The sequence below is a fragment of the uncultured Phyllobacterium sp. genome, from assembly GCF_902479695.1.
GTDB lineage: Bacteria > Pseudomonadota > Alphaproteobacteria > Rhizobiales > Rhizobiaceae > Phyllobacterium > Phyllobacterium calauticae.
The window spans coordinates 27375-52709 of sequence record NZ_CABSQF010000012.1; the positions used below are offsets into that span (position 1 = coordinate 27375).

Sequence of the window (25335 nt, forward strand, 5' to 3'; positions counted from 1 at the left end):
ACGTTGCGGGATGTCTTGGGCCGATGGGCCTCGGATTGCTGGTCGCTGTCGCTGGGGATGCGCAGCACGCCGGGAGGCAAGGCGGGTTCCTCGCTCTTTGACGGACCGCGGAAAAACTATCATGGCCGCACTCCTTCGGAAATGGCCTGTTCCATTGAAAGTGCTGACGGGTACCCTCACATCCGTGGTAGAACACAAGGCGGAGAAGACCGGAGGAAAACACCATGGACATGAACGCCACATCTGCCGATGCCCTGGTGCCGACCCTCCATCGTCTGCGAACCGCATGGCTGGCGCACCGGCCCGATTACGCCCAGCGTCAGGACGATCTGAAACGCTTGCGTGCGGGGCTGAAGGACCGGCTCGAACCGATGGTCAAGGCGATCAGTGCGGATTTCGGCCATCGCTCACGCCATGAAAGCATGCTGGGCGAAGGCATGACCGTCTTTGGCGAGATCGACCACATGCTTGCGCATCTGAAATCCTGGATGAAGCCGCAGCGCCGTTCGGCCGGCTGGCACATGTGGCCGGCCCGGGCGGAAGTGCGTTATGTGCCGCTTGGGGTTGTGGGTGTCATCGCCCCGTGGAACTATCCGGTCAACCTGGCGCTGACGCCGCTTGCCACCGCCATCGCTGCCGGCAACCATGTTTACCTCAAACCGTCCGAACACACGCCGCGCACCAGCGAGTTCCTGCGGGAACTGCTCGCCGATGTCTTTCCGCCGGATCGCGTTGCCGTGGCGCTGGGCGGTGCCGATGTGGGCGGGGCGTTTGCCGGTCTGCCCTTCGATCACCTGCTGTTCACCGGCTCCACCGCCGTCGGCCGCAAGGTCATGGCATCGGCCGCCCCGAACCTGACTCCCGTCACCCTGGAACTCGGTGGAAAATCACCCGTATTCATTGGCGAGGACGCGCCCTTGGCCAAGGCGGTGACGCGCATTGTCACCGGCAAGCTCTACAATGCCGGCCAGACCTGCATCGCGCCGGACTATGCGCTGGTGCCGCTGGCGCGGCGCGATGAATTTGTCGAGGCTGTGCGGGCAGAGGTCAAGTCCCGCTATGCACAGCTCGATGCCAATCCAGACTACACCCATATCGTCAATGAGGGGCAGTATCGCCGCCTGCGCGGCCTGCTTGACGATGCGCGGGCACGCGGGCTTGCCGTGATGACGCTGGCGGAGCCGAAAGATGCGGCACGGGCGGAAACCGAGCGCCTGCTGCCGCCGACGCTGGTGCTCGATCCGGGCGATGACAGCAAGATCATGCAGGAGGAAATCTTCGGGCCGATCCTGCCGGTCAAGACCTATCGCAGCGCCGATGAGGCCATTGGTTATATCAACGGGCATGACCGGCCGCTGGCGTTCTACTGTTTCAGCAATGACAAGGCGGAAACGGAAAAAATGCTGGCGAACATTGTGGCCGGCGGCGTCTGCGTGAACGAAACGCTGTTCCACAATGTCTGCAACGATCTGCCGTTCGGCGGCGTCGGGGCCAGCGGCATGGGCCATTATCACGGCCGCGAAGGCTTTCTGACCTTCAGCAAGATCATGCCGGTCCTGCATCAGGCCAGGATGCCGCTGACCGACCGGATCAAGCCGCCCTACAGGGGATTGGCAAACATGGTGGTCAGGCTTTTCGCGCGCTGAAATTCACGGGAACGGCAGTGTCGATGACTTTCAGTACCGATGCTGGCTTCAAAGGTTCGCCGCGGTCGCTTCGCTCAGGCGTTTCCTCGGCCCGAAGATCAGGAAACTGATCACTGCCAGAACCCAGACGCCGGCACCGCCATAGAGCATGATCAGGCCAAAACCGTGGATCAGCGCATCATGGACGAGCGTTCCGGCCGGGTCCAGAGCCGTGAGTTCCGGAAAGGTCTGCGGGAGGCTTGCAAAGTTTCCGGCGGCGATTTTTTCCGCCAGCAGGCGCAACCGGGATGGGTCGAACGACCCGGCAAAGGCGCTTCTCAGATAAGACAGCGTGCCCTCCAGCAGGATAAAGCCCATCAGCGCGATATTGATGGCGAGGGTAATCAGCCGCGCGCTCATGTCGATGCCTGAGGCCATGCCGGCGCGGGTGCTCGATACCGAACCGGTGGTCGTGTTGGTAACGGGTGTATTGGTCAAACCCAGCCCGATACCCGCCAGCAGGCAGCCGGGCAGCATGGTCAGCCAGCTTGCGTGGTCAACGCTGCTGCCAAAGCGCATCAGCATGAAGCCGAGGCCGATGGTGAACAGGCCGAGCGGAATGACGATGCCGGGCCGGTAGCGCAGCGAAAGGCGCTCCGCCAATGGCGGGGTGACCAAAGTAGGCAGCGTATAGGCCAGCAGCGACAGTCCCGCCGCGACAATATCGTAGCCGAGGCCGCTCTGAAAATAGATCGGCAGGTAGATCATCAGCGGCCAGAAGCTGAAATTCATGCCGATGGAGCCGAGGATAGCCCCGGAAAAGTTGCGGATGCGGAAGACGGAAAAGTCGAACATGGGATGGGGGCTGCGGTTTTCCGCGACGATGAAGGCGATGAAGCTCGCCGCCGATGCGCCGATGATGGCCAAAGCGGTGATGCTGGTAAAGCCGAGGTCGGGGCCCTGCGTGATGAAATAGGTCAGGCCGAAAACCGCCAGCGACAGGGTGGTGATGCCGAGGACATCCAGTTTTTTCGCTTCGGGATCACTGGATTCCTCGATGCTGCCGAAGACGAGAATCAATGTGAGGATGGTGAGGGGGACGTGGACCAGGAACACCCATTCCCAGCTGGTGAGGGCAACGATGATGCCGCCGATGATCGGCCCGAAACCAAGGCCGATGCCGAAGACAATCCCCCATATGCCGAAGGCCTTGCTGCGCTCGCGCCCTGCCTGAAACTGATGCGACAGAATGGCAATCTGGCAGATCAGCATCGCGCCGGCGGCAATGCCCTGGAGAAAGCGGCTGACGATCAGAATGGCGGCATCCTGCGCCAGCCCGCACACGAAGGATGTGATGGCAAACAGCACGAGGCTGATGACGAAAATGCGCTTGCGGCCATAGCGGTCAGCCAGGGTGCCGACCGCCATCAGCACGGTGGTGCAGGCAATGGTATAGGCGTTCATGATCCACTGCATGTCCTTCAGGGTGCCATGCAGGACCTTTTCCAGGGTTGGCAGAATCACCGGCACGCTCGAAATTTCGAGGCCGAACATGAGGGACGACAAACATATGGCAGCCAGCGCCACCATATTCTTGCGGGACGAGGAGAGCGACATGGATGGTTCTTTCCAAGGTTGCATCTGGCAATGGAACACACCTTCGCCGGCACGCATGCGGTGTCGGTGAGTTCCGGGCCAAGTCGGGACGAAAAAGCACCGGACCGGCGGGATGACCGGTCCGATGTTCGCCGAAGCGAGTCATGCCAGCACCTTAGGTCAGTTCGTATCATGACAAAAATGATTTAATTTACTGGAATAAATTAGCAGTTGTCATTAATCTGCTGGCATGGATTTCGACCCCACACTGTTACGCGCCTTCGTGGCTGTCAAAGAGGCGGGAAGCTTTACCCGGGCGGCCCGACGGCTGAACCTGACGCAATCGGCTGTCAGCCATCAGATCCGGCGGCTGGAGGAACAGGTTGGCCGGTCGCTGCTCTACCGCACGACGCGCAGTGTCAGGCTGACGGAAGATGGCGACGATTTCCTGCGCTATGCCTGCCAGATCCTGCATTCGCTCGATGCCTTGACCCGCCGCTTTCAGGCATCGCCGGTGTCCGGCGTCGTCCGCTTCGGCGTTCCGGAGAATTTCATCGGGGACCGGCTGCCGACATTGCTGTGCCAGTTTGCCCGCACCAATCCGGAGGTCCAGCTGGACGTGAATGTCAGCATGAGTCTCGATCTTCATGCGATGGTGAGGGCCAGCGAACTCGATCTGGCGGTCGTGCTGACATTGCCGGAGGCGGCCACCGGCAAAGTTCTCAAGCAGACGCAATTTGTCTGGGTGGCGGCCGAAACGTTCAAAGTGCCGCCGGGCACGTCATTGCCTTTCGCCTTCATCCCGGCTCCATGCCTCAACCGCAAGGTCGGCGTCGAAGCGCTGGACCGGACTTCGATCGATTGGCACGTCGTCTTCACGTCGGCGAGCATGCAGGGCATTCGCGCGGCCGTGCTGTCGGGGCTGGCAATGACCGTGATGACCCGGGATGACCTTGAACCGGGAATGAAGATCCTTGACGGCCAGTACGGCTTGCCGCCGCTGCCAACGGCGGTTTTCAGCCTGATCTGGAGCGAAGAGGGGCAGACGCCCGCCACCCGGGAATTCGGTCAGCTCGTCGTCGATATGCCGGAACAGGCGGCCGCGGCAAAACTGGTCAGGATCGGCTAAGGCCGTACACGCCCGCGTTCATTTTGCCGCCATCAGACCGGCGGCAACGATGAGCAGCCCGCCCGCGCCGCCTTCGACGATTCTCCGACGCCGGTCGCTGAAACCGCCGCGTCCGGCCAATCGCCCGATGACCAGGCTGAGAATCACATAGACGACGCCGCACCAGAGGACGAAGACGGCCGACAGGGCCGCTGCCTGCAGCGCAATGCTGCTGCCGGGCTGGATGAATTGCGGCAGGATCGCAAAATAGATCATCATGCCCTTGGGATTGAGAAAGGCCGTGAGGAAACCGCGCTGGAGCTGCCGCCTCGCCGGTCCGGCGGCGACGGTCACCCGTCCGGCCTGCAATGCCGACGCGATGAGCTTGCAGGCGAGATACAGGAGATAGGTGATGCCGATCCAGCGCAGCGCTTCAAACAGCAGCGGCGACGCCGCCACGATGGCAGCGAGGCCGAGGGCAACGAGGGTGGAGTGGACGAGATAGCCAAGGCAGACGCCGGCTGTCGCACGCAGGCCTGCGGTGCGTCCGCCCGCAATCGCCTGCGATGCAACGAACAGCATGTCCGGTCCCGGCGTACAGATCAGCGGCAGTACGGTCGCCGTAAACAGCAATAGCGTGTGTATTTCCATGATTGGAACAGTACCGCACACGGCGCGCAATCGGATTGCAAAGATATCAGGATATGGTGTTTTACTGGCATAATTGCTGTATTCTATCGGAAATATTGGCAGGAAATTTCAATGATGTTGGATGAGATCGACAAGCGTATCCTTCGCGCGCTTCAGAAGGACGGGCGCATGCAGAATGTGGAACTTGCCAGGGAGGCCGGCCTGTCGCCATCGCCCTGCCTGCGCCGCGTGCGGCTGCTGGAGGAGGCCGGTGTCATCGACCGCTATGTCGCCGTGCTCAATCCGGCCAAGGTCAATTTATCGCTTTCGCTGTTCGCGCGGGTGTGGCTGACGGCGCAGGATGCCGAAACGATCGATCATTTCATGGATGCGATGAAGAGACTGCCCCAGGTGGTGGAATGCTATATCATGCTGGGAGAGAGTGACGCGCTGCTGCGGGTTGTGGTCGCCGATCTTGACGACTACCGGCACTTTCAGGCCTCTCATCTGACGCGGATCAACGGCATCCAGAATGTCAAAACCGATGTGCCGAGCCAGATTGTGAAGCAGACCTATGCTCTGCCGCTCGATTGACCGGTAAAAAGCCGAAAACATGCGGCAAACCGCAATTCGCGCCATTCCGATCTGAAAACCGCCTTCTTTGGAAAGACAATGGTAGCGAAGGAGGGATTCGAACCCCCGACACAAGGATTATGATTCCTCTGCTCTAACCTACTGAGCTACTTCGCCCCATATGTCATGCGACCCGTGAACGGCTAGCCTGCAAGTGAGGACCGGGGGACGCGCTGTCAATTGACAGGGACGGGGCGGATATATGTGGGGAGCAACGGCCTGTCAAGCAATCTTCTCCTTATCCAAGACTTGTGTTCGTTTCTTCCTGCGGATAATGGATGCCGACATGAAAAAGGCTGAAAAGATGGCTCCACGGATTGCAGTGCTGGGTTGCGGCTATTGGGGCAGCAATCATATCCGGACATTAAAGAGTCTCGGAGCGCTATTTGCGGTCTCTGACCAGAACACTGATCGCGCTGCCGGTTTTGCCGCGGAGCAGAATGTTCTGCATATTGAAGTCGAGGATCTTTTCACCCATCCCGACGTTGATGCCATCGTCATGGCCCTGCCGCCGCAGTTCCATGCGGCTGCCGCCATTCGTGCCGTAACCAATGGCAAGGACGTTCTCGTCGAGAAGCCGATCGCCCTGACCGTTCCGGATGCGGAAGCTGCCGTGAAGGCGGCACGCGACAATGGCCGCATCTTCATGGTTGGCCATGTGCTGCGTTTCCATCCGGCTTTTGAAAAGCTTCTGGAGCTGATCAAGGCAGGCGATCTGGGTGACGTGCGCTATATCCACTCCCATCGGCTCGGCCTTGGAAAATTCCACACGGAAAACGATGCCCTCTGGGATCTGGCACCGCATGACCTGTCGATGATCCTGGCCATCACCGGCACCGAACCTTTGGAAGTGCGCGGCGAGGGCGCGGCGGTGCTCGATCACCTCAGCGATTTCGCCCACCTGCACATGCGCTTTCCCAACAATATTCGCGGGCACCTTTTTGCCTCGCGCCTTAATCCCTATCGCGAGCGCCGTCTTACGGTCGTCGGCACCAAGGCCATGGCCGTCTTCGATGACATGGAGCAGTGGGACAAGAAGCTTGCCGTCTACAAGCATTCGATCTGGCAGGATAACGGCCAGTGGGCGTCGACGACGGAAGAGCCGACCTATGTCAAGATTGCGCAGGGCATGCCGCTGACCCGGGAATGCCAGAATTTCATCGACAGCATCAACACGCGCAGCGAGCCGGTCACCGACGGCGAGGAAGCGATTCGCGTCCTGCGGATTCTGACCGCCGGCACGGTTGCGCACGACAAGGCGAGCTGATCCGTCCGGCAGCCCCAAAAGTGCTGCAAGATTGCGCTCGGTGTAAAGCGTTGTTACAAGACCGGACAAACTTTGAACGACAACGTCTGGCAGACCTCCCGCGGCCCTTCTAAAGAGTTGTCTTGACCGTTTTCCGCGACGGATTCGCGGAACAATTGATATTGGAGCAATGATGCAGTTCATCGATCTCGGCGCACAGCGTGAACGGATTAGCAGCAAGCTTGATGCGGCAATCGCCAAAGTGGTGCGTGAAGGCAAATATATTCTCGGACCGGAAGTTGCCGAGTTCGAAAAGCGTCTTGGCGCATATCTCGGTGTCGAGCATGTGGTGGCCTGTGCCAACGGCACGGATGCCCTGCAGATTCCGCTGATGGCACGCGGCATCGGCCCGGGCGATGCGGTGTTCTGCCCGAGCTTCACCTTCGCCGCCACCGCCGAAGTCGTGGCGCTTGTCGGGGCCGAGCCGGTTTTCATCGATGTCGACGCCGATACCTACAACATCAATGTCGAGCAGCTGGAAGCGGCAATCAAGGCCGTCCTGGCGGAAGGTCGGTTGCAGCCAAAGGCCATCATCCCGGTCGATCTGTTCGGCCTCGCCGCCAATTACACCTCGGTATCGGCAATTGCCGACAAATACGACCTGTTCGTCATCGAAGATGCGGCGCAGTCGATCGGCGGCAAGCGTGACAATGCGATGTGCGGTGCGTTCGGCCATGTCGGCGCGACCAGTTTCTATCCGGCAAAACCTCTGGGCTGCTATGGCGACGGCGGTGCCATGTTCACCAATGACGCGGCGCTGGCCGACCTGTTGCGCTCCATCCTGTTCCACGGCAAGGGCGAGACGCAGTATGACAATGTGCGCGTCGGCATGAATTCGCGCCTCGATACGATCCAGGCGGCGGTCCTCATTGAGAAGCTCGCCATTCTCGAAGACGAGATGGAAGCGCGGCAGATCGTGGCCAAGCGCTATGCCAACGGCCTCAAGGACGTGGTCAAGGTCGCCCTTATGCCGGAAGGCTCACGCTCGGCCTGGGCGCAATATGCCATCGAGACCGAGAACCGCGACGCGCTTAAGGCGCATCTGCAGGCCAACGGCATTCCTTCGGTGATCTATTATGTCAAGCCGCTGCATCTGCAGGATGCCTATGCGCACTATATGCGCGCGCCGGGCGGCCTCGCCGTATCGGAAACGCTGCCGAAGAACATCCTATGCCTGCCGATGCATGCCTATTTGAGTGAGGCCGATCAGGACCGCATCATCGGGACCATTCGCGAGTTCAAGACCAAAAGCGCTGCCTAAGCGCTTTTGGGGCCGCATCGCTGACAGAGGTTTGTGCGATCAGGCGACGGCCTGGCCCTGTTGTGCCAGGCGCTTGAGCATGGCTTCCGCCTGCGGAGCCCGTTCGGAGCGGCCGATGAAGCCGCCGCCGTAGACACGGGCGGTGTTGCTGTCATCGGAATAGAGGACACAGGCCTGGCCGGGAGCGATGCCGCTTTCACCATCGACCAGCTCGACCCAGGTCTCGCCGTCGCGGTGGTGCAGGACAGCCGGGCGCGGCGGACGGGTTGAACGGACCTTGGCATAAACTTCAACGCCGCCTTCCGGAGTGCTCTCGAGCGCATCATCCCCGAGCCAGTTGACGTTGCGCAGGAAAACCTTGCGGGTTTCCAGCGCTTCGCGCGGACCGACGACCACACGTGCATTGGCTGCGTCGAGATGGACAACGTAGAGCGGGTCACCGGTCGCCACGCCGATGCCGCGGCGCTGGCCGATGGTGTAGTGCACGATGCCCTCATGGCGGCCAAGCACGCGTCCGTCGATGTGGACGATGTCGCCGGGATTGGCAGCCTCGGGCTTCAGCTTGGAAATAATGTCGGAATACTTGCCCTGCGGAACAAAGCAGATGTCCTGGCTGTCCTGCTTGTTGGCAACGGACAGGCCGAGTTCTTCGGCAATGGCGCGGGTTTCCGGCTTGGTCAGTGACCCCAGCGGGAAGCGCAGGTAGTCGATCTGCTCCTGCGTTGTTGCAAACAGGAAATAGCTCTGGTCCTTGTCCGTATCGACCGGGCGGTAGAGTGCGCGGTGCGCGCCATTGGCATGGCTGCGGATATAATGTCCGGTGGCGAGCGCATCGGCGCCGAGATCCCTGGCCGTCTGCAGGAGATCGGCAAACTTCACTGTCTGGTTGCAGGATACGCAAGGGATAGGTGTTTCGCCGCTGACATAGCTGTTGGCAAAGGGATCGATCACGGCCTCGCGGAAGCGCGCTTCGTAGTCCAGCACATAATGCGGAATGCCAAGGCGCTCGGAGACGCGGCGCGCATCCTCGATATCCTGGCCGGCGCAGCAGGAGCCCGCGCGGTGGGTCGATGCGCCGTGATCATAGAGCTGCAAGGTAACGCCGACGACATCATAACCCTGACGTTTGAGAATGCCCGCCACAACAGAAGAATCCACGCCGCCAGACATGGCGACGACGATACGTGTGTCTTCCGGCTTGCCCGGCAGATCGAGATTATTCAGTGTCATAAGCGGATCCGGTTCTTGCAGCGACATAACGGCGCAGGGATATTCAAGGCCCCTATATAGGTCAATTGACTCGATCTTGCCAACAGGAAGTCGCAGGCGGTGCATTTTTCTCACGCAAAGGTGAGCGATGTGTCGCCGTGGCAACGGCCGGTGATACCGGTCAAAGCCGGCAAAATGGTCATTTTCAACAATCTCCTGGAATTTGCAGAAGTTACCAGAGAATGACTCGCTGTTTAGGCAATTATTAAAGCCCTGCCTGTAATGTCGGCTGCGATAGGTCTTGAAGTTTAGTGTAGAGAGTACAATGACCGATCTTGTTCGACCGAGAGTAAAATATGTAATCGGCCCGGATGGCAGCCCGCTGACCATCGCCGATCTTCCGCCCGCCAATACGCGGCGTTGGGTTATTCGCCGCAAGGCTGAGGTGGTTGCCGCTGTGCGCGGTGGTCTTCTTAGTCTTGAGGAGGCTTGCCATCGCTATACATTGACGGTGGAAGAGTTCCTGTCCTGGCAGTCCTCGATCTCCGATCATGGCCTGGCTGGATTAAGAACAACCCGGATACAGCAATATCGTCATTAGATGATGTCGCCTTTGAGTTTGGCTGAGGCTGGTCGTTGAGACCAGCCTTTTCCTTTTCATGGGAAGCATAAACGCGTTGCTGCCAAGATGTTCCGCTGAGCCACAAAACCTGATCTAAGAGATCATGGATGACGGCAAGGAGACGTTCAATGGCAGGCGAAATTAAAATTACCAAGGAAGAAACCGCCAAGGGCGGACGCTACGTAACCGTCGTCTCGGGGCACGAGGCGGAGATGACGTTTTCCCGGGTGAATCCCGAATTGATCATCGTTGATCACACGGGTGTGCCGGATGCGCTGCGCGGCCAGGGCGTGGGGCAGGCGCTGGCGCTGCATGCGGTGGAAGATGCGAGGGCAGGGGGATGGAAGATCATTCCCCTATGCCCGTTCATGCGCGCCCAATCCCTGCGGCACAAGGATTGGGCCGATGTGGTGCGGCAGAGCTGAAGCAGACCCGGCTGCCGTTCCCGGTCAGCCGATCATGGCGCGTTTGTCGGCGGCCGGCATGTCGTCGATATCGCGGACCTTGCCGTCGCGCTGTTCCAGCGCCTCGGCTTTCGCCAGTTCGGCTTCTGATTCGGCCAGTGCCGCCTCGGCATCGTCCTTCTGAGCCTTCAGATCACGGATCGAATCAAACAGATTGTCGCGACGCTGGCGCGCAGCCTTGGCGAATGTCGGGTAGGCAAAATGCGACGTGTCGGTAATGCCCGCCTTCTTTTCCTCGGACATAATCTGCGCGTCCAACTCAGCAGCCATGCGTTCGAATTCACCCATCATGAGATCAAGCTGGCCGAGCTGGCGGCGCTTTTCCTTGACCTGAAACAGTTTCAATCGAACCAAACCTTCATGCGACTTCATACTCACTACCCCCACAAAGCCGGTACGCAGACCCTTCAACAGGAGTCATCCGGCTGGCGTTTCACCCGAATCACTTCGGGAAAATGAAACAAAAACTTAAAGGTTGCCGCGTCTGGTAACCTTTCCTTTACGTTCAGCATTAATCATACGCCTTAAGACTTAAAGCTCGGTAAATCGAAGTCGGCCGTGTCCGGCTAAAAATTTATTGAGTCGAATGAATCGCTTAGGCGCAGAACCTGAAGCTTTGGCTGATGGTTTTTGGCCGGGTGACTCACCTTATGAATCAATGCGGTGCCTGTGATTTTTAACTTATGAGTCAAAGACACTTGCAAAGCGGAATTAGATTTTGTTAACCATTCGGTGGCAATCTTAACGTTATGGAAACGGCTTGTTTCGCGACCTGACTTCGGGATTGCACGGCAACCCATTTCAGCGGCGGGAAAAGGGGAATGATATGCGGGTTCTTTTAATCGAAGACGATAGTGCGACGGCCCAGAGCATCGAGTTGATGCTCAAGTCGGAAAGCTTCAATGTTTATACGACGGATCTGGGCGAAGAGGGTGTCGATCTCGGCAAACTCTACGACTACGATATCATCCTCCTCGACCTCAACCTGCCGGATATGTCCGGTTATGAAGTCCTGAGGACCCTGCGTCTGTCCAAGGTCAAGACGCCCATCCTCATCCTCTCCGGCATGGCCGGCATCGAGGACAAGGTGCGCGGCCTCGGTTTCGGCGCCGACGACTACATGACCAAGCCTTTCCACAAGGACGAACTGGTTGCCCGCATCCACGCGATCGTTCGCCGCTCGAAGGGCCATGCCCAGTCGGTCATCACCACGGGCGACCTGATCGTGAACCTCGATGCCAAGACGGTTGAAGTCACCGGCCAGCGCGTTCACCTCACCGGCAAGGAATACCAGATGCTGGAGCTGCTTTCGCTCCGCAAGGGGACGACGCTCACCAAGGAAATGTTCCTCAACCACCTCTATGGCGGTATGGATGAGCCTGAATTGAAGATCATCGACGTTTTCATCTGCAAGCTGCGCAAGAAGCTCGACAGTGCTTCCGGTGGTATCAACTACATCGAGACCGTATGGGGCCGCGGCTACGTGCTGCGTGAGCCGGATGCGTCGGACATGCGCGAAATCGCCTGAGCCTTCGTCTCGGGTCATTCAAGCAAAAGGCTCCGTCTTGGACGGAGCCTTTTGCGTTTTGCATGTTTGATGCGGGTCAAACGGCCATATCCAGCTCGCGGCTGCGGCCGATGCGAGCCATCCATTCGAGATAATTCGGCTCGCGCTTGATCTGCCAGCCATAGTGGCGGCGCAGTTCATCGACCAGCTTGCCGTTCCGGCCCAGGAGATCATCCGCATACTGGATCATCAGGGAATTCGGCCAGGCCTGCGGGCGTATCTGGCGCAGGCGCTCGAACAGCCGGACCTCGGATTCATCGGGATAGGTCTGGGCGAGGAGGGAGAGCATGGCTGCCGTCGAGCGGGATATGCCCATGTGGCAATGGATCAGCAGGTGGCCCTCGGCGCCTTCCGCCTTTGATTCAGCCAGCGCCTTGCCAAAGTTCAGGATTTCCACAACGTGTTGCGGCTGCGGCAGAATCTTGCCTTCATCGGCGTCGATGATGTCGTGAAAGTTCAGTGTCGTGCGGTGATGGGTGCCATAGGCCTGGAATGCCTCGAGCTCCGGCCAGTTCGGGTCGAGAATGGACAGGACATGGGTGACGGTGCGTCCGCTCTGGGCGGGCAGTTCGTCAATGCCGCAGATGGTCAGCGTGGAGATGGACAAAGGTTTCATGGGGAATCGGTAATCCTGATGCTTGTGTGGCGCCAATCGCATTGTGGAAGCGTTCCGCGGCGATGGCAAAGATTATCCGAGGTTTTCCGGCATATTTACGACGCGGACTGGCAGGGTCAATTCATCTGGGCTGCATCAGTTCGATGCGGTTGCCGAAGGGATCATTGACGAAGCGCCGGTCGTATTTTTCCAGCGGCTGGTCTTCGACAATGGCATAGCCCGCCGCTTCCAATGCGTGGACCAGCGCAGCAAGATTGTCCGTCAACAGAGCGGGATGCGCCTTTTTCGCGGGAGAAAAATTCTGCTCGACGCCAAGATGAAGGCGGACGCTGCCGGTTTCAAACCAGCATCCGCCGCGCCCGGCGAGCGATGCGGGCTTGGGCACTTCGGGGATGCCGAGAAGGCCATCATAGAATTCGCGTGCCGCCTGTTCTTCGCCCGCGGGCATGGCCAGCTGTATGTGATCAATTCCGGTTATCGCCATTCGCTTCTCCTGCTGCTCATTCGGTTTGCCGGTCGCCCCTTTGTCTTATCGCGGTCCCGATGATCCTCGCTCCTTCGCGCAGTATGGAGGGCGCCACTGCGAATGTTAGCCTGAGATAGGACCCTGGCGGGTCGGCAGGAAACCATGCCCGTCCAGGGCTGACCAGTACACCCTGACGTGCGAGGTCAGAAGCAAGTGCGGTATCAGACACGTGATCCGGCAGTTGCATCCAGAGATGCATGCCGCCCTGCGGTACATTGATGCCTATGTCACTGCCGATTTCAGCGCGAAGCGCGGTGACAAGCGCATCGCGTCTTTCGGCCAGCGCATTTCTGGCAGTGCTGAGATGCCGTTTCCAGCCGGGGGATGTGACAATGTTCAATGCTGCGGCCTGTAGTGGCCCGGAAACGAAGAAATCTTCACCGCCGCGCGCGGCCCGCAACCGCGCCAAGGCTGCGCCGCGTGCCATGATCGCTGCTATGCGCAGGCCGGGCGCGGCGGATTTTGCCAAGGAGCGGATGTATATGACGTGGCCATTCGGATCTTGGGCAGCAAGAGGCGGAGGAGGTGGAGACCCAAGATGAAGATCGCGTGCCCAGTCGTCCTCGATCAGAAATGCCCGCGCGTCGGCAACAACCTTCAGCACCTGCTTGCGGCGCAATTCTGAAAGCAGCGCGCCGGACGGATTGGCAAATGTCGGCTGGCAATAGAACACGCGTGCACCGGTTTCATGCAACGCTGCTTCCAGCAAATCCGGCCTTACGCCGTCCGCATCCCCAGGGACGGGTACGAGGGTGATGCCTGCGGCGCGGGCTGCCGAGATAACGCCGATATAGGTGGGGGCTTCGACGAGCAGCGTGCTGCCTGGCGCCAGCAGCGCGCGCAAGGTGCTGGCGATGGCTGCCTGGCCTCCGGGACAGATGATCGCTTCGTGCGGGGAAAATACATTCCCGTGCCCGATCTCGCGCGCGAACCAGGCCCTTAGCAGGTCCATGCCTTCAAATGGCAGGCGATCCCAAAGGGCGGGATTTCTCGCGATCTGTTTCAAGGCGGCGGAAAGCAGTTCTGTCGCCTGCAGATCTTGGGGCAGGTAGCCCATGCTCAGCGGAATGCTGCCGGGTGGCGGCAATGCGAGCAGATCCTGCATCGATCCACCGGCGTGACGCCCGGCGCCAAGAGCCACAGCCTGCCAGGAAAGATCGGACGCGGCGCCGGTTATCGGGCGTTGGCGCACGAATGTTCCCTGGCCGGGGCGTGGATCTATCAGGCCCTCGCCAGCCAATCGGGCAAAAGCATTCTGCACCGTGGCAGGACTGACCCGGAATTTCTCTATCAGGTCGCGTACCGAGGGCAATTGCGCGCCCGGTGCAGAAGACGCAATCAGATCGCGCAAGGCTTGAGTAACGATGTGAATACTGTTATCACTTTTCATGAAAGTATATGATAACGATATCCATCGAAATACGGAAACGCTTTTTGTGCCCGAGACAACGGTGCGCCAGTGGACCGGCGTTCTTTCGCTTGCGGACAGAATGCCAGCCGCCGCGTTCGTTCCATTCCTGATCGGGGCAGTCATACTGGCTATTGCCTATGGCTCAAGTTTCCTGCTGGCAGATGTGTTGCGAGCGTCTGGCCGTGAAGCTGCTGAAGCCGGAAATATCATCAGCATCGGGACAATCGCCACTCTGGCAGGTTGCGCAGGCGCGGGGCGTCTGGCTGAGCGAACAGGGATTCTGCCTTTGATCATCTGTTCCGCGGTCATGATGGCTTCTGCCATGGCCTGTTTTGCGAGTTTCGGATTTTTCGGGATCGGCTTTGCCTATGCGGGCGGTTTGCTGCTCGGCCTTGGGTGGTCCGTGTTCTACATTCTGGCGCCCATACAGCTTATCCATTGTCTGAAACCTACCGCACGGCTTGAAGCACTGACATTGCTGTCAGGGTCGCAAATGCTGGGTATTGGCCTTTCCGCGCCGCTGGGACATTTCCTTGTTCAGGGCCGTGACCAACCCGCATTGATTTATGTGTGTTACGGACTGTTCTGCATTGTTGCTGCCGGTTTGATGATCTGGGCGCAGCGGGCATTGAAGACGATAGAGCAATTGCCAATGACCGCTGTTGCCCTGACAATTCCGCTTGCAGCAGGCATTGTGCGTGCAGGAACAGTTTTTCCCGTGATCATGATCGGACTTTCCGCTTGCGTGTTTTCCGGGCTTTCGACGTTTCAGACGCTCTATGCCGAATCGCGTGGCTTGAGCTCTGGAACGTTCTTCCTGACATTCACGGTGACGACCGTGGCCCTTCGCTTTTCGGTGGCATCGCAAATCGGCAAGCTGCCGCTGGGGAAGCTGGTCTTGACGCTGTTCGCGCTCACGCTGGCGGGCCTCGCCTTACTGGCTGTGAACGAAAAAAGCATCGTACTCTACATCGCTGCGACGGTGCTTTTTGCCATCGGCTATGGTCTGACCTATTCAACACTGAACGCGATGATCGTGAATCTGGCGGATGAACGGGGGCTTTCGGTGCCTGTCGCATCGCAGGTATTCACGATCGGCTATTTCATCGGGGCCTTTGGATTTCCCTACATTGCCGGCGGCGTACTTCGCGGGCATGGTATCGACAGGACACTGCTTCTGATGATGGGCATCGTGGTTGTGAACATGATCGTGGCAATGACCGTCTTGCGCCGCCGGTAACAGGATCTGTCCTGCCGCACATGAATCAGGTGGTCAGAATGACGCTACCCGTTGTTTTGCCCGCTTCCAGGTCCGCCTGTGCCCTGGTTGCATCGCGCAGGTGATATTCCGCGCCTATCGGGCTGCTCAAGCCGTCCTGCAGGGCGGCGATGAGGGCTTTTGACCCGCGCTGGTAGAACGCCGGATCGTTGACGGCAGCAATGACGCTTGGGCGCATGACCGCGATGTTGCCCAGGTCTTCGAGCCGGACCGGCGGCACCGGGCCTGCCGGCTGGCCGATGGAGCCTAGGATGCCGAAGGGCCGGATTGTCTTCAACGTTTCCATGAAGATCGATCCACCGATACCGTCGACGGCGAGGTGGACACCCTTGTTGTCGGAGATGCGGCGGACGTCACTGGCCCAGTCGCCTGATTTGTGCAGCAGCACCTCATCGGCGCCCGCCGCCTTTGCTGCTGCGATTTTGCCTTCCGAGCCGACTGTGCCGATGACATTGGCTCCCAAACGTTTCGCCCAGCGCGAGACCAGCTGGCCGACGCCGCCTGCTGCCGCGTGAACCAGCACCCATTCGCCCGGCCTGACAGAGCGGACCTCGTGCAGAAGCATGTAGGCCGTCAGGCCGCGCAACAATGTGCTTGCGGCGACGCGATCCGAAACCGCATCCGGCAGCTTGATCAGGCGTGACTGCGGGATCAGCCGCACTTCAGCGTAGCCGCCGAGCGGCATGCCGGCATAGGCAACCCGGTCTCCGGGTTGCAGATGGGTGACGTTTTCCCCGATGGCGTCGACAAAGCCAGCCCCCTCGAGGCCAAGCACGGCGGGCAGGCTTGGCGGCGAATAGAGACCGCTGCGGAAATAGATATCGACAAAATTGACACCGATAACCGTTTGTCGGATGCGCACCTCATCCGGCCCCGGATCGCCAACAACGACGTCTCTTGCCCGCAATACTTCAGGGCCGCCGGGGCCGGTCATTTCGATAGTCAGTGCCATGATGTTCTCCTTTGGAATAAGGGCATTCGAACACATCATGCGGTGTGAGAAAATTCTGTGTTTTGTCTCCATAGATGTGCAATAATTCACCAATGATCGATTGGCAGGATTTGCACTACTTTTCCGTTCTGACCCGGACAGGATCGCTGTCCGCCGCCGCCCGCGCGCTTGGCGTCGACCATGCGACGATCGGGCGGCGCGTCGCATCGCTCGAACGGGCGCTTGCGCTGCGTCTCGTCGATCGCTTGCCGCGCCGTTCGCCTTTGACGGCGGAGGGAAAGGCGATTGCCGAACTTGTCGAAGACATGGCGCGGCTGACACAATCCATTGAACGGCGTGCCCGAGGCTTGTCACTCTCGCCGGTCACAACGGTGCGCATCAGCGCACCGCCGGCGGTTGCGGCGAGGCTGATTGCACCGCGCGTGGTCGAGTTTCACCGCGAACACCCGGACATAACCCTGGCGCTTGCGGGGGCGACGCAGAACGCCGCGCTTGATCGCAGCGAGGCCGATCTCGCCGTCCGCATGGCGCGGCCTGTGGAGAAGGATCTGCTCATCCGGCGGATCGGGGCCATGCGCTTCGGGCTCTATGCCACGCGCGAGCAGGCGGCCCAGCCGCCGGAAGCACTGGCGTTCATCGCCTATGATGCAACGCTGGATCACGTGGCCCAGCAGGTCTGGCTGCGCTCGATCCTCGCCGGGCGCCCGATCATCTTTCAGGCCAGCGACCTCTTCGGCCAGCAGGAAGCGGCGCGCGCCGGTCTGGGGGCGGCTGTCCTTCCCTGCTTCATGGGGGACAATGATGCGATGCTGGTCAAACTGCCGGTCAAGGAGCTGCCGCCAGTCCGCGATCTCTGGCTGACGGCTTATCCGGATATCGGCCGCTCGCCCGTCATGCGGACGGTGATGACCTTCCTTGCCGATATCATCGGCAGGGAGTGTCCGGTCAGAATACCATGACCACTGGATTTTACCCGACGGACGTCGACGGCAGGATTTCCGAGATGGACTCCCGGTTGAAGGGTTTCAGGAGATAACCATATGCCCCGGCCCGTTTGGCCCGCATGATCTTGGTCACGTCGATTTCGGCAAGGCAGAGGTAAATCCGGCTTTCCTTGCCGCCAGGCAGGGCGCGAATCTGGCTGATGATGTCGACGGACGGCATATCCGGCAGTGCGCAGTCCAGAATGATGATGTCAGGCATTTCCACGCTGCAGGCCGAAACCGTTTGAAAGCCCGTGTCGGCTGTGGTCACGACAACGCTGTCGCTTGCGAGCAGACGCGTCGCAACTTTCCTGACCACCGGCGCTCCATCAACGACCATACAACGTAACACGTGCCAACTCCCCCCGGAATCACTGCGACATTGCAGCTGCTTCAAGGGAGAGTATCAGGCCGATTGTGAAGAAATGGCCAAGGCGGATGGTAAATTTTTACCGCCTCAGACCGCCGAGAACACGATCTCTTCCGGTGTGGCATGGATGGAGATCGTCATTCCGGCCTCCTGCGCCAGCAGCAGCGTGTAGTAAGGCTGCACCGCATGGGCGTCGATCGGCTCTTCCGGCGTCTTGCCGCTGTGCAGTTCAAGGAATTTCGGCGGAACCCGCAGCATCGGGCCGCGCGATGTCAGGACGAAGCGCGGTTCGGTTTCCGGCGTCTCCAAGGCAACGTTCAGCGTGCCGCCGCGCGGCAGGGCTGCATTGGCGATCAGCACGAGATTGAGCAGCAGCTTGACCTTGTTCTTGGGCAGCAGGACGCGATTGCCAGTCCAGGTGAACTCGGCTTTCTCGCCCTTCATATATTCGTTGGCCACGTTCTGGGCATCGCCGGTATCGATCTGGACGCCGGCCGACCCGGCGGCCCCGAAGGCAATGCGCGCAAACTGCAGGCGGGCGGAGGCGCTGCGCGCGCTTGATTTGATGAGGTTCATCGCATCTTCGTCGGCGCCGCCTTCTTCCAGAAGTTCCAGCCCGTTGTTGATCGCGCCCACCGGCGAAATGATGTCATGGCAGATGCGGCTGCTCAGGAGGGCTCCGAGGTCCGTTGCCGAGAGAATTACGGGCAATGTCATGAGAGAAACTCCTAAGGATTTGGCTGACGGTTGGAATCTGCGTATTGGGGTTATGCCGAATCAGATGTTCATGCCGAATCACTCTGATGGCTGCTGCATTTGGATACATAGCTCGGTCCGGATCGGCAAGAACGACGTCAACGATACCGGTAGATGCTGAATTCCTTATCTTTTTCCCGTCCCCGGCAAGCCATTGAAATGCCAAGATCGATTCATAAACTTTTATACAAGGTTTAGACCTTTAAATGGTGCTTCAATTACAAGGCGAACACAAGATTCGCATCTGGCGTCGGACAAAGAAGCGAACAGCCAAAAGGATTTATGATGGCGTCTCTATTCTTGTCTATGAACCGTTTTTTTCTCCTGATCCTGACAATGGTGTCACTGGTTGTCGCACAGCCGCATGCGGCCAATGCAGCGCAGGACCAGTTCTCCATGGACGAGATCGTCAATTCGGGGCAGAGATTCTTCGGATCGACGTCCGGTGGTTTGGCATCGGCGGTCGAGAAGATTTTCCAGAGCTACGGTCTGCCGAACGGCTATATCCTGGGTGAAGAGGGATCGGGCGCCATCATCGGGGGCCTCACCTATGGCGAGGGCACGCTCTATACGAAGAATGCCGGGGATCACAAAAGTTTCTGGCAGGGTCCATCGATCGGATGGGACTTCGGCGGCCAGGGTTCCCGTGTCATGATGCTCGTCTATAATCTCGACGATATACAAAATCTCTATGGCCGCTTTGTCGGCGTCGCAGGTTCCGCCTATCTCTTCGCAGGTGTCGGCTTCAATGTGCTTAAACGCAATCAGGTCTTGCTGGTCCCGATACGCACCGGCGTTGGCGCGCGGCTCGGCGTGAATGTCGGTTATCTCAAGATCACCCAGTCTCCGACCTGGAACCCGTTTTGATCTTTCTCCTTTGCTGACGTTTGGGCAAGACGCGGAAGCCGTTCCGCGTCTTTGCCGTTTGATGCCGGACCGGCATTGTGCCAGATTTGAAGCAGAGGATGTTCCGCTCTATCCTCTGCGCGATCTTCCAACAGGACCCTTATCGTGATCCAGACCGCACTTTATCTCGCCCTCGGATTTTTGAGTGCCGTCCTGCTGGTGCTGATCTTCGCGCCTCCGGTCTGGCGCCGCGCGATGCTGCTGACACGCAGGCGCGTCGAAGCTGAGACACCGCTGACGCTCAACGAAATCCAGGCGCAGCGCGACGGTCTGCGGGCAGAGCACGCCGTCAGTGAACGCAAGCTGGAAATGACCCTTGCGGGCATCAAGGAGAAAGCGGCGCAGCAACTGCTGACCTTCAGCGAGAAGGAGCGGCAGGTCCGCCTGCTCTCGGCCGATCTCGCCGACCGCGATGCAACGATTGCTGAATTGCAGGCAACCCTTGCGCAACGCGACCAGGCACTGGAAAAATCGGCGGGGGAACTTGGCGGTACCGTGCAAACCCTCGAGCAGCGTTCGGCAGAGCTTGAACTCCTGCATCGCCGCCTGAACAGCACGGAGACGAAAGCCGACAGCCTGCAGATCGATGTGGCGGCACAGACCACCCGTATCGAGAACCTTTCGGACGAGCTGAAGGACGCACGCCGGGCCAAGCGGGACAGCGAAGAACAGAAACACAAGCTGGAAACCGAGCTCAAGGCATTGCAGCATTCGCTCGAACAGGAAACAAAGCGCGGCAATAGCGCGGAAACACGGGCAAGCGAACTGGTGACGAAATTATCGGACAACGAGGCCAAGCTTCTGCGGCGGGAAAAGGAAGTCGAGCGCCTCAACGAGCGGCTGCGCAGCATCATCGCCGAAGGCCGCAAGCAGGGCGTTGCTGCGGACCACGCGCCACGCGGCAAGCAGGCGCTTGTGCAGGCGGAGGAAAGCAAACGGTTGCGCGAGGAGATGAATGCGCTGGCGTCCCAGGTGGTCGCCATGGTTGCCCGGCTCGAAGGGCCGTCCTCCCAGGTGAACAAGCTCCTGGCAACCGCGGGCGGTGACGTATCGGCGGCCTATGACGAGAATGGCGAGGCAATCATCAGCCTGGCTGATCGCATCCGCGCGCTGCAAAAGGCAGCTTCTCCGGTGGAATCAAATACCGGAGAACCGGCTAAACCGTGACAGCGCTATGCCTGAGGCCGTGGCCACGTTCAGGCTGTCAAATGTTTCGGACATCGGGATTCTGATCGTCTTCAGCGTCTGCATCAGGGCTTTCGGCAGGCCTTCGCCCTCGGTTCCCAACAGCAGCGCCGTGCGCGATCCCGGTTGCGCGGCATAGAGACTTTCCGTGCCGGATGGGCTGAGCGCGTATATGTCGAATCTGGCCTGCTGCAATTTGGCGACGAGATCGTCGATCGAGCCCTCCCGCGCGAACGGAACCTTGAGCGCGGCACCCACCGAAACGCGGATCGCCTTGCGGTAGAGCGGATCGCAGCTGGTTTCGTCCATCAGGATGCAATCGGCTTCGAATGCCGCGGCATTGCGAAAGATCGATCCCATATTGTCATGGTTGGATATGCCGCACAGCACCACGGCAAGCGAGGCTGCCGGCAGGGCATCGATCAGCTGGTCGGCTGAACGGGGTGCGCTGCGCCGGCCGACGGCAAGTATGCCGCGATGCATGGGGAAACCGGCAATCGCATCCATGACGGCGCGCGATACGCAATAGACCGGCACGTCGTCCGGGCAGAGGGCTATTTGCTGCGCGAGGCCGGCAAGCCGGTTTTCCAGGACCAGAAGCGACTCGACCGCGAACGCGGCATTGGCAAGCAGCACGTTGAGCACAACCTTGCCCTCGGCTATGAAACGGCCTTCCCGCCCAACCAGATCGCGTTCGCGGACGTTGCGATAGGGGCTGAGCCGCCCGTCGTCGGCGTCATCGATGCGCGTGATGCGGTGTTCCAGCCAGCCTTCATCCTGTCGCGGCATCGTGTCAGACCGTTTCGCCTGCAGAGGCCAAGCCTGCCCGCGCTTCACCGGCCATGCGCACCAGGCTCATATGCATGTCCCTGGCCGAGGTCAGCGGTGCCGGAAACCAGATGCGCTGGACATCGTCGCCATCGGCGATATCGAAACCATCGGCGTCAATTCCGGTCATGCGCCAGTTGCCTGCGGGGGCTTTGGCAAAGAAGCGGGCGTAGAGCGATATGGCGTTGGCATGATCGGCGTTCATGTGCTCGACCGCGGATTTTTCCGCCGCCGCCAGCTCGGCGTTGGCGGGGTTGCCGGTGAGCAAATCCTCGGCGGTCAAGTGATAGGCCTTGCCGAAGCCGCCGTTGAGGCTGGCGCCCGTGGGCTCCAGCCGGAAGAAACGGAAATCACCCAATCCGGCATAGAGTTTCGCCTTGGGCTGGTGCGAGAGGTAGCGCCATTCAATGCGGGTGTGTTCCGCCGCGTCGCGGGCAATTTCTTTCGCCCGGGCAAACACCGTCACGCGCGGATGGGCAAGAGGATCGCCCTTGCCGGTCTCTCCGGCGAGCAGGGAGCAGCGCGGATCGGCAAGCAGGGCGGGGGTGTGGGCGGAGAGCGCAGAGACCAGAATGACCGGTGTTCCGTCATGGTCGGTGGAGAGGCCGACGCGGGTGGCGATCGGACCGCCTGTCGCGGGATCGAGCGTCGCGATGACGGCATGGCGCGCCTTGCGAATCAATGTTTGCGCGAGCCTGACGGCTTCGGCATCGGTCTCGCGCAATACCTCTTTTTTCTGGGTCACAGCTCATCCCTCGCATTGCTGGTCTCGTGGTGCTGGGCGAGAGATAAGGACTTGGCGGGTGCCCGGCAAGCCATTTTCACGGGGGAGGAATTATGCGGCGATGGACCGGTTGTCGTTGAGGCCCACATCGTTCATGCAATCGGCAAGCAGGTCGAGATCGACCGGTCCGATCGTGCACAGCACGGGCGCAAACTCCTCGGCCGGTACCTCAAGCGCCATCAACTCGACGAGCGCTTCCATCAGTGCTTCACGCGTGTCATACCTTGCGGAATAGTGGGGCATGATTCTGTCTTTCGAGCCGGATCAGTTGCGTAAACCTTACTTCAAATACGGTAAACAAATTCTTAATTTTGCCATTTTTAGAAATTTTTTGCTTCTTTTGTGAATAAAATAACGTCATGATTTCAAACAGATGGTAGATTGTGATCACCCATTAGCTATATCTGCCATTGTTTGGCCCCAAATGACCTCAATCTGTGGGCAACTTCACCAGCAGGAAAAACAGCGATGAGAATTGCTTCGTGATCGGCGCAAGGAAGTGGAAAACCCCCTCGATTGTGGGTGTCATTGCCGCCATTGGCCTTGTCAGTGGCTGTACCACACAGAATGCCCAGCATGCCGGTAAGGTGAAGGCAAATCTGACAAGCAGCAATACGACCGTCTCCAAGACGTCGACCTATGCCTATACGCCGAAGGACAAGGAATGCCTGGAACGGGCAATGTTCTTCGAGTCCAACCGCTCGAGCAAGGATGGCCTGCTCGCGGTGGGTACCGTGGTGATGAACCGTCTCGATTCCGGTAAATATGCCAATACGATTTGCGGCGTGGTGGGCGAGAAGGGGCAGTTTGCTCCCGGCGTTCTTTCGCGGCCCATGCAGTCGGCGGCGCTTCCTGATGTACAGCAGGCGGCGGATGCCGTGCTCAAGGGCCAGCGCCATCCCAAGGTCAAGGAAGCGATGTTCTTCCACACGGCCGGTCTGCGTTTCCCCTATCGCAACATGCACTATACGGTTGTTGCCGGTGGTAACGCTTTTTACGAGAAGCGCGACAGGTACAATTCGCCGGATCTGGGCAACAAGGTTGCCAGTGTTGCCATTGCGAATGCCTATATCGCCAGCATGAAAAATACCAACCCGGCGTCGGTCAACAACATCATGGTTGCCAGCGCGCAGCCGACGACGACAACCGCGACATCCGGGCGTGTGACCAACCAGCCTTTTGCCGTGGCGCAGGCACAGCCGGCGCATGCGGCAGCTCCGCAGCAGCTTGCTTTTGCCAATGTCGCCGTGCCGGTTGATCCGCCAGCACCGGCCATGGTTTTCACGGCGCCCGCACAGGCACCGGCAAAGACGGCAGCGATCCCGCAGAATGCGGAGCAGGCGGTGCTTGCCTTTGAAGCGCCGAAGAGCAAGTCGGTTGATGCCATCGGGCAGATGCTGCTCGCGCAGGACCGTCCGGGCTTCACAAACTAGACAGGCGTGGGATTTGGCTCCGGCGTCGCCCAGGCGGCGCCGGTCACGATTCGTTTACGGCACGAGATAGTGCTGTGCCCACTCGCTGTGGGGAACCATCTGTCCAATCGCATATTGAAACGTCAGCACGGTCATGTGATCGGGCGAGGTCGTGCACGTGTAGGAGAGGTGGTACCACTCACCCTTGCTGCGGAAGGCTGCACCGGTGGACTGGATCTTGTCGCCGGTCACCAGGGGCTCCTTGAAGGCATAGGCGACGAGTTCGTCGGGCACCAGCTTGACCGGATCGTGGTGGATACGCTCCATGGCTTCGAGATCGCAGCGCTGTTCCAGCCGGGTCTCGGGACTCAATCCTTCCAGCTCTTCGGCCTCGGTTGAATCCATGGCTTTGGCTGAGCCCATCATGGCTGCCGTCGCCAAAAGCATGGCCAGAACTGATTTCATCGATGCCGGGCTCTCCGAAAATGGGCAGAAGGACAATGGTCCGCGTCCGGATGCATGGCCGGTTCCGACCCTAATGTCTCTCGGATTGGGACCAAATTATGAAAAACGCTACGTCCGCTTCCGGGCGGCGGGCTTCTTGTCGCCATTGGCTTCGATATAGGCGTAGATATAGGCAAATGACGGCAGGGCGCTGTTGGACGGCTCGACAAGACCGGCCACGCTGCCCAGCGCGGCGGCATAATTGTTGCAGTTGAAACCGAACATCGTCCACTTCGGCGGGTTGGCCAGATTGGCGCGTACCTTGCCGAGAAGGCTCTGATACTGCGCTTCCGTCAGTGAAACGCGATAGGCCGCGCCCGTGGCGAAATGGCAGTCGGCATAACTGGGCTTCAGTTCCGCGGGCATGGGAATGAGGGCGCCGCCATAAAGGCCCAGCAGACTGCCCTTGGGAAAGAGGCCGTTATACTGGCGCGTGACGGGATTGCCATTGGCATCGAGCCTGCCGAAAACCACATACATGTGGCCGCTTGGAATGCCGGGCGACAGGCGCTGGCGGAATTCGATATAGGCCGGATCACCGGGCTTGGTCCGGTTGGCTGTCAGCTTCACCGCTGATCCGCTGACGCTGCCATGGGCGGCGCAGGTCAGTTCCGGCATCTCCGCCGCATAGGCCGATGGGGTAACGGACACGCTGGCTGGCGGGGTCGACTGGCAGGCCGCGAGGGAGAGGGCAAAGGCCGGTGCGAGGAACATCTTGAACGAGGTTGATGCGTTTGAAGCGGTGTTCAGCAAGATAATTCTCTTTTCAATCCTGTGATGGCTTTGCCGCGGACAACGGCAC

General features: G+C 59.6%; 28 protein-coding genes and 1 tRNA gene. 13 read left to right on the forward strand and 16 right to left on the reverse strand.

Translation table 11 applies throughout. From position 1 onward, the window contains the following. Positions 1–224: 224 nt before the first annotated feature. Entirely contained in the window at positions 225–1646 is a 1422-nt protein-coding gene (locus tag RDL77_RS09535; protein ID WP_374042695.1) for a coniferyl aldehyde dehydrogenase, read from the forward strand. Between the two features lie 48 nt (positions 1647–1694). Here the strand turns inward: RDL77_RS09535 and RDL77_RS09540 are convergent, their stop codons facing one another. After that, entirely contained in the window at positions 1695–3242 is a 1548-nt protein-coding gene (locus tag RDL77_RS09540; protein ID WP_288192645.1) for an MFS transporter, read from the reverse strand. A 229-nt stretch (positions 3243–3471) separates the two neighbouring features. Between RDL77_RS09540 and RDL77_RS09545 the strand changes: the two genes are divergently transcribed. Further along, complete coding sequence (locus RDL77_RS09545; protein WP_288192646.1) at positions 3472–4350, forward strand: LysR family transcriptional regulator; 879 nt, start codon at positions 3472–3474, stop codon at positions 4348–4350. A gap of 18 nt (positions 4351–4368) precedes the next feature. Here RDL77_RS09545 and RDL77_RS09550 read toward each other — a convergent pair whose 3' ends face one another. Further along, positions 4369–4980, reverse strand: coding sequence for a LysE family translocator (locus tag RDL77_RS09550; RefSeq protein ID WP_288192647.1), 612 nt, complete (start codon positions 4978–4980; stop codon positions 4369–4371). Between the two features lie 111 nt (positions 4981–5091). Between RDL77_RS09550 and RDL77_RS09555 the strand changes: the two genes are divergently transcribed. Beyond that, entirely contained in the window at positions 5092–5553 is a 462-nt protein-coding gene (locus RDL77_RS09555) for an Lrp/AsnC family transcriptional regulator (protein WP_223612513.1), read from the forward strand. A 79-nt stretch (positions 5554–5632) separates the two neighbouring features. Here the strand turns inward: RDL77_RS09555 and RDL77_RS09560 are convergent. Further along, positions 5633–5709 (reverse strand) — tRNA-Met (locus RDL77_RS09560). A 187-nt stretch (positions 5710–5896) separates the two neighbouring features. On the opposite strand from RDL77_RS09560, the gene RDL77_RS09565 reads away from it, so the two are divergent. Continuing rightward, a complete protein-coding gene (locus RDL77_RS09565; protein WP_288192691.1) occupies positions 5897–6859 on the forward strand; it encodes a Gfo/Idh/MocA family protein in 963 nt (320 codons plus the stop codon). Between the two features lie 172 nt (positions 6860–7031). After that, positions 7032–8159: a DegT/DnrJ/EryC1/StrS aminotransferase family protein gene (locus RDL77_RS09570; protein ID WP_288192648.1), complete on the forward strand. Its 1128-nt coding sequence runs from the start codon at positions 7032–7034 to the stop codon at positions 8157–8159. A gap of 39 nt (positions 8160–8198) precedes the next feature. On the opposite strand, the gene mnmA is transcribed toward RDL77_RS09570, so the two are convergent. Beyond that, complete coding sequence (gene mnmA, locus RDL77_RS09575; protein ID WP_223612515.1) at positions 8199–9389, reverse strand: tRNA 2-thiouridine(34) synthase MnmA; 1191 nt, start codon at positions 9387–9389, stop codon at positions 8199–8201. A 304-nt stretch (positions 9390–9693) separates the two neighbouring features. Here mnmA and RDL77_RS09580 point away from each other — a divergent pair, with 304 nt between their 5' ends. Next, on the forward strand, positions 9694–9969 hold the full coding sequence (locus RDL77_RS09580) for a DUF1153 domain-containing protein (protein ID WP_091878079.1): 276 nt from the start codon (positions 9694–9696) through the stop codon (positions 9967–9969). Positions 9970–10118: 149 nt separating this feature from the next. After that, positions 10119–10415 (forward strand): GNAT family N-acetyltransferase, encoded by a 297-nt coding sequence (locus RDL77_RS09585; protein ID WP_288192649.1) that lies wholly within the window; start codon positions 10119–10121, stop codon positions 10413–10415. A 24-nt stretch (positions 10416–10439) separates the two neighbouring features. Here RDL77_RS09585 and RDL77_RS09590 read toward each other — a convergent pair whose 3' ends face one another. Then, on the reverse strand, positions 10440–10826 hold the full coding sequence (locus RDL77_RS09590) for a flagellar export protein FliJ (RefSeq protein WP_288192650.1): 387 nt from the start codon (positions 10824–10826) through the stop codon (positions 10440–10442). A gap of 454 nt (positions 10827–11280) precedes the next feature. On the opposite strand from RDL77_RS09590, the gene ctrA reads away from it, so the two are divergent. Further along, a complete protein-coding gene (gene ctrA / locus RDL77_RS09595) occupies positions 11281–11982 on the forward strand; it encodes a response regulator transcription factor CtrA (RefSeq protein ID WP_223612517.1) in 702 nt (233 codons plus the stop codon). Positions 11983–12058: 76 nt separating this feature from the next. Here the strand turns inward: ctrA and RDL77_RS09600 are convergent, their stop codons facing one another. The 3 genes from RDL77_RS09600 to RDL77_RS09610 form a co-directional block, all read right to left on the reverse strand. Then, a complete protein-coding gene (locus RDL77_RS09600; RefSeq protein WP_288192651.1) occupies positions 12059–12637 on the reverse strand; it encodes a tyrosine phosphatase family protein in 579 nt (192 codons plus the stop codon). Between the two features lie 121 nt (positions 12638–12758). Continuing rightward, entirely contained in the window at positions 12759–13121 is a 363-nt protein-coding gene (locus tag RDL77_RS09605; protein WP_288192652.1) for a VOC family protein, read from the reverse strand. Positions 13122–13137: 16 nt separating this feature from the next. Continuing rightward, a complete protein-coding gene (locus RDL77_RS09610; RefSeq protein ID WP_288192653.1) occupies positions 13138–14553 on the reverse strand; it encodes a PLP-dependent aminotransferase family protein in 1416 nt (471 codons plus the stop codon). A 46-nt stretch (positions 14554–14599) separates the two neighbouring features. On the opposite strand from RDL77_RS09610, the gene RDL77_RS09615 reads away from it, so the two are divergent. After that, positions 14600–15814, forward strand: a complete 1215-nt coding sequence (locus tag RDL77_RS09615; RefSeq protein ID WP_288192654.1) for an MFS transporter — start codon at positions 14600–14602, stop codon at positions 15812–15814. Between the two features lie 25 nt (positions 15815–15839). Here RDL77_RS09615 and RDL77_RS09620 read toward each other — a convergent pair whose 3' ends face one another. Then, positions 15840–16805: a quinone oxidoreductase gene (locus RDL77_RS09620; RefSeq protein ID WP_288192655.1), complete on the reverse strand. Its 966-nt coding sequence runs from the start codon at positions 16803–16805 to the stop codon at positions 15840–15842. Between the two features lie 92 nt (positions 16806–16897). Here RDL77_RS09620 and RDL77_RS09625 point away from each other — a divergent pair, with 92 nt between their 5' ends. Continuing rightward, positions 16898–17764, forward strand: coding sequence for a LysR family transcriptional regulator (locus tag RDL77_RS09625; RefSeq protein WP_288192656.1), 867 nt, complete (start codon positions 16898–16900; stop codon positions 17762–17764). Between the two features lie 10 nt (positions 17765–17774). Here the strand turns inward: RDL77_RS09625 and RDL77_RS09630 are convergent, their stop codons facing one another. Beyond that, a complete protein-coding gene (locus RDL77_RS09630) occupies positions 17775–18128 on the reverse strand; it encodes a response regulator (protein ID WP_226904627.1) in 354 nt (117 codons plus the stop codon). Positions 18129–18245: 117 nt separating this feature from the next. Then, on the reverse strand, positions 18246–18875 hold the full coding sequence (chpT, locus tag RDL77_RS09635; RefSeq protein WP_223612525.1) for a histidine phosphotransferase ChpT: 630 nt from the start codon (positions 18873–18875) through the stop codon (positions 18246–18248). Between the two features lie 321 nt (positions 18876–19196). On the opposite strand from chpT, the gene RDL77_RS09640 reads away from it, so the two are divergent. Next, on the forward strand, positions 19197–19781 hold the full coding sequence (locus RDL77_RS09640; protein WP_374042697.1) for a DUF1134 domain-containing protein: 585 nt from the start codon (positions 19197–19199) through the stop codon (positions 19779–19781). 144 nt (positions 19782–19925) lie between these two features. Further along, the gene (locus RDL77_RS09645; RefSeq protein ID WP_288192657.1) at positions 19926–20987 is read left to right on the forward strand and encodes a hypothetical protein; all 1062 of its coding nucleotides are present in this window, start codon (positions 19926–19928) and stop codon (positions 20985–20987) included. On the opposite strand, the gene RDL77_RS09650 is transcribed toward RDL77_RS09645, so the two are convergent. The 3 genes from RDL77_RS09650 to RDL77_RS09660 all read right to left on the reverse strand — a co-directional run bounded on the left by RDL77_RS09650 (position 20958) and on the right by RDL77_RS09660 (position 22860). Continuing rightward, on the reverse strand, positions 20958–21794 hold the full coding sequence (locus RDL77_RS09650; protein ID WP_223612527.1) for an RNA methyltransferase: 837 nt from the start codon (positions 21792–21794) through the stop codon (positions 20958–20960). The genes RDL77_RS09645 and RDL77_RS09650 overlap by 30 nt on opposite strands. A 4-nt stretch (positions 21795–21798) precedes the next feature. Next, complete coding sequence (locus RDL77_RS09655) at positions 21799–22578, reverse strand: HugZ family protein (RefSeq protein WP_288192658.1); 780 nt, start codon at positions 22576–22578, stop codon at positions 21799–21801. A gap of 90 nt (positions 22579–22668) precedes the next feature. Further along, positions 22669–22860 (reverse strand): hypothetical protein, encoded by a 192-nt coding sequence (locus tag RDL77_RS09660; protein WP_223612529.1) that lies wholly within the window; start codon positions 22858–22860, stop codon positions 22669–22671. Positions 22861–23099: 239 nt separating this feature from the next. Between RDL77_RS09660 and RDL77_RS09665 the strand changes: the two genes are divergently transcribed. Then, the gene (locus RDL77_RS09665; RefSeq protein ID WP_223612530.1) at positions 23100–24050 is read left to right on the forward strand and encodes a cell wall hydrolase; all 951 of its coding nucleotides are present in this window, start codon (positions 23100–23102) and stop codon (positions 24048–24050) included. 54 nt (positions 24051–24104) lie between these two features. Here RDL77_RS09665 and RDL77_RS09670 read toward each other — a convergent pair whose 3' ends face one another. Together RDL77_RS09670 and RDL77_RS09675 are read right to left on the reverse strand one after the other, a co-directional pair. Continuing rightward, the gene (locus RDL77_RS09670) at positions 24105–24494 is read right to left on the reverse strand and encodes a DUF930 domain-containing protein (RefSeq protein WP_288192659.1); all 390 of its coding nucleotides are present in this window, start codon (positions 24492–24494) and stop codon (positions 24105–24107) included. A gap of 108 nt (positions 24495–24602) precedes the next feature. Next, positions 24603–25286 (reverse strand): hypothetical protein, encoded by a 684-nt coding sequence (locus RDL77_RS09675; RefSeq protein WP_288192660.1) that lies wholly within the window; start codon positions 25284–25286, stop codon positions 24603–24605. Positions 25287–25335 lie beyond the last annotated feature (49 nt).